The sequence below is a fragment of the Porphyromonas sp. CAG:1061 genome (assembly GCF_000435035.1).
Classification (GTDB): Bacteria; Bacteroidota; Bacteroidia; order Bacteroidales; family Porphyromonadaceae; genus Porphyromonas_A; species Porphyromonas_A somerae.
The window spans coordinates 6,356-11,291 of sequence record NZ_HF988849.1 but is presented as its reverse complement, the minus strand read 5'-3'; the positions used below and the strand labels follow the sequence as shown (position 1 = coordinate 11,291).

At 51.5% G+C, this 4,936-nt stretch carries 6 protein-coding genes and 1 pseudogene; all 7 read right to left on the bottom strand.

The window, feature by feature from the left end; all coding sequences use genetic code 11:
* Positions 1–120: 120 nt before the first annotated feature.
* Complete coding sequence (locus tag QVO39_RS01060; protein ID WP_021902646.1) at positions 121–1,053, bottom strand: ABC transporter substrate-binding protein; 933 nt, start codon at positions 1,051–1,053, stop codon at positions 121–123.
* A 12-nt stretch (positions 1,054–1,065) separates the two neighbouring features.
* On the bottom strand, positions 1,066–1,497 hold the full coding sequence (locus QVO39_RS01055) for a DUF695 domain-containing protein (RefSeq protein WP_288171354.1): 432 nt from the start codon (positions 1,495–1,497) through the stop codon (positions 1,066–1,068).
* On the bottom strand, positions 1,484–2,404 hold the full coding sequence (locus tag QVO39_RS01050) for a bile acid:sodium symporter family protein (protein ID WP_021902644.1): 921 nt from the start codon (positions 2,402–2,404) through the stop codon (positions 1,484–1,486). The genes QVO39_RS01055 and QVO39_RS01050 overlap by 14 nt, the downstream gene beginning before the upstream one ends.
* Positions 2,401–3,114, bottom strand: a complete 714-nt coding sequence (locus QVO39_RS01045) for an MBL fold metallo-hydrolase (protein WP_288171351.1) — start codon at positions 3,112–3,114, stop codon at positions 2,401–2,403. The genes QVO39_RS01050 and QVO39_RS01045 overlap by 4 nt, the downstream gene beginning before the upstream one ends.
* Positions 3,099–4,103, bottom strand: coding sequence for a ferrochelatase (hemH, locus tag QVO39_RS01040; RefSeq protein ID WP_021902642.1), 1,005 nt, complete (start codon positions 4,101–4,103; stop codon positions 3,099–3,101). Before hemH ends, QVO39_RS01045 begins: the two co-directional genes overlap by 16 nt.
* On the bottom strand, positions 4,087–4,707 hold the full coding sequence (locus tag QVO39_RS01035) for a ribonuclease H1 domain-containing protein (protein ID WP_021902641.1): 621 nt from the start codon (positions 4,705–4,707) through the stop codon (positions 4,087–4,089). The genes hemH and QVO39_RS01035 overlap by 17 nt, the downstream gene beginning before the upstream one ends.
* Positions 4,708–4,710: 3 nt before the next feature.
* Positions 4,711–4,936, bottom strand: a pseudogene (locus QVO39_RS01030) (thiamine diphosphokinase); the annotation flags it as partial.

The following is a 4,936-nucleotide window of genomic DNA, read 5'->3' as shown; positions in this document are numbered from 1 at the left end:
CCCTATCACCTCGCCCTCGGCAAGGGATAGGCTCACGCGGTTAAGGGCTTGGGTCACCCCTCCTCGGCCGTGATAGCTATAGGAGAGTTCTTTGATGGTGATCCTACTCACGGTGCCTGCTTACTCAGGTAGGTATTCGCTCGAAACGAGTCCCTTGATATCGTACTCTGCGGGAACCAGTTGCTTCGCTTGTAGCCACTGTAGGGTCTCGCTGAGGTCCTTCTCCGAAGGGAGCGTGGCGTGAGTATAGGTAGGAAGTACCACCTTATTCGCTAGTTCTGCTGGTACTCCAGCATCATTGATCAGTACCTCTACCCACTCTTGGCGGTCGTGGCTATTGAGGTAATCCACGCCGAGGTTGTAGGCTTTGAGAAGGGCACGGATTGACTCCCCCTTTTCGGTCAATGCCTTCTCTGTAAACATGGTGCCAGTAACCGAGATGCCGAGGTCACGGGTAGAGGAGAGGGCTACGAAACCCTGTGCCTTAGAGATGGTGATAAAAGGGTCAGGAAAGACTGAGGCATCTATCTGCTTGGAGACCATCATCTCCATACGGAGAGGAATCTTATTAATCTCAGGCTTCTCTACATCAGCTTCGGCAAGTCCACCAGCCTCTAGCATCTTATCGGTGGCATACTCTATCACGGTATTGCGAGAGACAGAAACTTGTTTCCCTTTGAGGTCGGCAACGCTCTCCATTGTGGGCTGAGCCATCAACTCAAAATAACCATCGTGCTTTACCACAATCGCCAAGGGAAGTCCTGCTGCCTGCTGTATTGCTGCGCCAGTATAGTCAATAACGGTGCCATCGAGCTGACCACTCCTAAAGGCGGCATCGCGGTCGTTGGCAGAGAAAAACTTCACGATCTCTAGGTCCAAGCCTAGGCTATCGGTATAGCCCATCTTCTCGGCAATCACGTAGGGAAGGTAGTCGAGCGACGACATCGCTCCCACCTTAAGCGGAGCGAGTGCGGTCTGCTCCTCCTTATTCTCCTTTTTACAACTGGGGAGTAGCAGTGCTATAGCTGCCAGTACCAATAATACTCTTTTCATAATGGTCTTCATTTATAATAATGTTTCAACTTCTCTAAAAGCGTCAGCCTCCCGATCCTCTTCGGCATAAAAGGTAATCGGAAAGAGGGGTAGCTCCTCCAGTGAGTCATTGAGCGTCTCTTGAAACGCCCCAATGTTGCGGGTGTAGAAGCACCATAGTCGGCGCCCCTCGCCCGTCACTTGGTAGGCGAGTAGCGCGAGGTTATTCTTCTCTAGTGCAGGGATAAGGGCCTCCTCTAGGCTATTCATCTGCTCCGCCACCTCCTCTGTAGGCATATCCGAGTGGTCGCCATTGTACTCCCACGTGATATCTACTCGGATGGGGTATTTGCCCGACTCGAGAGCCGTAGGCATCTCACGTCGGATCTGTAGGAACTGAGCCTTCTCTTGGTCCCTCTCTCCATTAATGATGATGGAGATCATCTCTTTACTAATTCGTGCCATTCTTTTTGCGTAATGATTTTTGATAGGCGGCCAATTCGAGCGAATTGATCACATTCTGCACCACTATATATAGGGTGGGGACAAAGGCTACCTTGGCATCAAGGAAAAGGATCGCGAGCCAGATAGCGAAGACGGTATTCTTCTGCCCGAGGGTTTGCCGACCATTGACTCGTCGCTCGCCAGTCAGTCGTGAGGCCTGACCTCCAACGTAGTAGAGTGCCAAGGTGGTGACGAGAGTGATGAGCGAAAGGAGTAGGGTGTACCTCGGGGTGAGGTGGTCATTGGTGAGGTAGGTGTGTATGGCGGTGGCAATCAGTATCATGATATTCACAGCCCATATCCAGAAGGTGAGGAAGCTGAAGTGCGCCAAGCGGTCGTGCCATTTGGGGGCAAAGTAACGTAGTGCCCATGCAACAATCAGTGGCAATACGAGCAAAGCCGAAACCTGTCCGAGTATGGTGAGCACGGTGCTCCAATAATTGGCTGCCATCTCGGGGTGAAGGAGACCGATCAGCACTGGTCCTATCAAGGCAATCGCCACATTGCTAAGGATCATATAACTAGTGACAAAGGCGATGCTTCCACCCAGCATTCCTGTAATCACCGAGGCAGCCGTGGCGGTAGGGGTGAGGATAATGAGTGCCACCCCCGTGGCTATGGTTACATCAAAAGGCTCAATCACTAGGAAGGCGATGATGCCTAAAAACCACTGGAGGGCGAAGAGCAAGGCGTGGGTGCGATTGAGCTTCATCTCCTTCGGACTCACCTTGGTATAGGAGAGAAGTAGCATTAAAAATAGGGTATAGGTAGTCAGTGGGGCGAGGTGGTGTAGCCAGGGGTAGAATAGAGCTCCCAGCAACATGGCCCAAAGGAGGGCGTAGTCTTTGATGATGCGAAGGGCGTTCATAGTAGTTGCCTTGCGGTGAGTGGTTGAGGAAGTAATAGGTTGAAATGGTGTTGCCTAGCCAGAGCTTCCAATTCGTTAGGATTGAGTTGACCATTGAGATGCATTGGGGCAAGGTGGCGAATCGAGATAAGGCCAAGTAGCTCTCGAAGTCCCTTTAGATAATCTTTGCCCAATCTTAGGTCGGTAGGAAACATCAGGAGATCTAACTGGGTTACTTCTGTTGTTAGACTTGTGAGCTCTGCCTGCCACGCAGCTTCGTACTGGCGGATATAGCGGTCATCGGCCTCTTCATTCCAGTGCCAATTATTCAGGTCGCCAGCGTGGAAGAGGAACAGCCCCTCCACTTTGCAGTAGAAACTACCGCCTACATCGGTACTACCAAAGGCTTTCACCCAAAGGTGGTTATCCTTGTAGCTCTCGCCAGTCTCGAGGAAATGCACCTTGCAGAGTTGATCAGAGGGTACCTTGTCCCTTAGCTCGCTGTGAAAGATATAGTGCAGTTCTCGCCCGCCAAACTCCTTGAAAACCGCAGACGAATAGTGGTCGTGGTGAGAGTGTGTAGTGAGGATATAGAGCGGCTTCTCTGGTTCTTTTGAGAGAATCGTCTGGGGATCGCCCTCGCCGAAGTAGTCAAAGAGGTAAAAGGCATTGCTACCCTCCACGAGGTAGCAACTATGCTGTATAAAGTAAAGTGTCATGGTTTCGTCCATTCTATTGCCTCTGTGGTATGGTGATTGACTTGGTCTATGATACAGTTTGCCATCGTCAGGGAGTCGTTGGGGCACTCTATCAGAGTGAGCTGAAGCTTTGAGAACCGCTCTTTCAGATCGATACCGACTTCCCAAGAGGTCTCTAGGCAGTCGCAGACGAAGGAGGGGCAGATGACGGAGACCTTCTTTTGCCCTTCCTTTGCCAACGCCTCAAGTCGGCTCTCTAGGGTAGGGGTTAGCCATCTATTGTGCCCAAATCGTGACTGGTAGCAGATCTCATAGGAGAGGTTCATCGCCTTGAATCGTGGGTGAGTGGTGACTAGTCGGGTGGTCTCGCCGCACTGGTAGGGATAGTCTTTCTGTGGGTTACCGGCATAGGCTTTATTTTGATAAAGCGGTATACCATGGTAGGAGAAGAGTAGGTGACCGTCGGGGGTAGCTAACCGATCAAGCTGCTCCAATAGTGCTTCAATATAGAGTGGGTGGCTGAAGTAAGGTGCAACGCAGTGGAGGGCAAAGGGGTAGCTTCCTTGCTGATGAACTTCCACGGCATGTGCTACGGCACTCTCGTAGCTACTCATAGCGTAGTGAGGGAAAAGGGGAACGAGCACCACTTCGGTAAAGCCCTGAGTGGTGATTCGCTGGTATGCCTCTTCGAGGGAGCCACGGTTGTACCGCATCGCTACAAAAGTGGCGATGCCACTTTCGCTCTCTATGCGAGTGGCCAATGCCTCGGTGAGTATCTGGAGAGGCGATCCCTCTGTCCGCCATATTTGGGCATATTTGTCTCTGGACTTGGGAGCTCGTGAAGGGGCAATGATGCCGTGCACTAGTATATTTCTAAAGGGTTGGGGCAACCCAATTATTCGCCGATCGGTGAGAAAGTCGGTGAGATAGTTGCGTACCTCTTTGGTCTCTAAGCTCTTTGGTGAACCGGTATTGATGAGTAGGATGGCACGCATATTGGCAGATTTACTTTTTACGCCCATAGTCGGCCGGTATCTCTCCCCATAGCTCAGTCTCCCACTTGAGGAGGGTAAACATAGAGAGGTCATTATTATGGAGCCAATTAACTGCCCGCTGTAGTACATGGTAGAGCTCTTGTGTCTCGGGAGTAAGCGGAAGCTTTGAATTGGGTTGCTTCTTACGAATCCACGCCTGTGCGGTGAGACTATCGGTGTAGATCGGCACGAAGTAATTATTTTGCTTCATCCACGCCATGGCGTGTACAATGGCTAGAAACTCGCCTATATTGTTGGTGCCAACGGGGTAGACCTTACTGCTGAAGAGTGGATCCTTGGTCTCAACCCAGACACCTCGGTACTCCATCGGTCCGGGATTGCCACTGGTGGCAGCATCTACCGATAGTGCAGTGAGGTCGATCTCGTGGCTACGGTCCAATATCCTTGGCTCCCCTTCGCCTTGGAGGGCATAGGGGTTTTGGAAAAGGGCTTCCGCCTGCTCGCGAGTAATCTCTTTGAAACTCTTGAACTTTGGTCGAGAAAAGTGACGCACTTGTGCTTGGCACTCCTCCCACGACTCGTAGATGCCAGGTTGGTGCCCTTCCCAAACGATGTAGTACTTATTGCCCATAAATTACCGCTTTTCCTGTGAAATAAAAACGATGGCGATCCCCTCGGAGTAGAGCTTTACTATAGGGCTGGTGACCTGATTGAGGGTCGCTTGCCAAAGAGCTGTGAAGACCCTTTGCTCGAAAGGATAGGCAACGCCACTGGCACTCATCGGTAGCTCCTTTGTGGCGAAGAGGGAAAGCTCCCGCCCCACTTCTGTCTCTAATAGGCAATCGCCTTGAAAAGGGATG

Bases quoted from the DNA above. Each gene is read 5' to 3' on its own strand.
- QVO39_RS01060 (WP_021902646.1), bottom strand. From the start codon at position 1,053: ATGAAAAGAGTATTATTGGTACTGGCAGCTATAGCACTGCTACTCCCC.
- QVO39_RS01055 (WP_288171354.1), bottom strand. From the start codon at position 1,497: ATGGCACGAATTAGTAAAGAGATGATCTCCATCATCATTAATGGAGAG.
- QVO39_RS01050 (WP_021902644.1), bottom strand. From the start codon at position 2,404: ATGAACGCCCTTCGCATCATCAAAGACTACGCCCTCCTTTGGGCCATG.
- QVO39_RS01045 (WP_288171351.1), bottom strand. From the start codon at position 3,114: ATGGACGAAACCATGACACTTTACTTTATACAGCATAGTTGCTACCTC.
- hemH (WP_021902642.1), bottom strand. From the start codon at position 4,103: ATGGGCGTAAAAAGTAAATCTGCCAATATGCGTGCCATCCTACTCATC.
- QVO39_RS01035 (WP_021902641.1), bottom strand. From the start codon at position 4,707: ATGGGCAATAAGTACTACATCGTTTGGGAAGGGCACCAACCTGGCATC.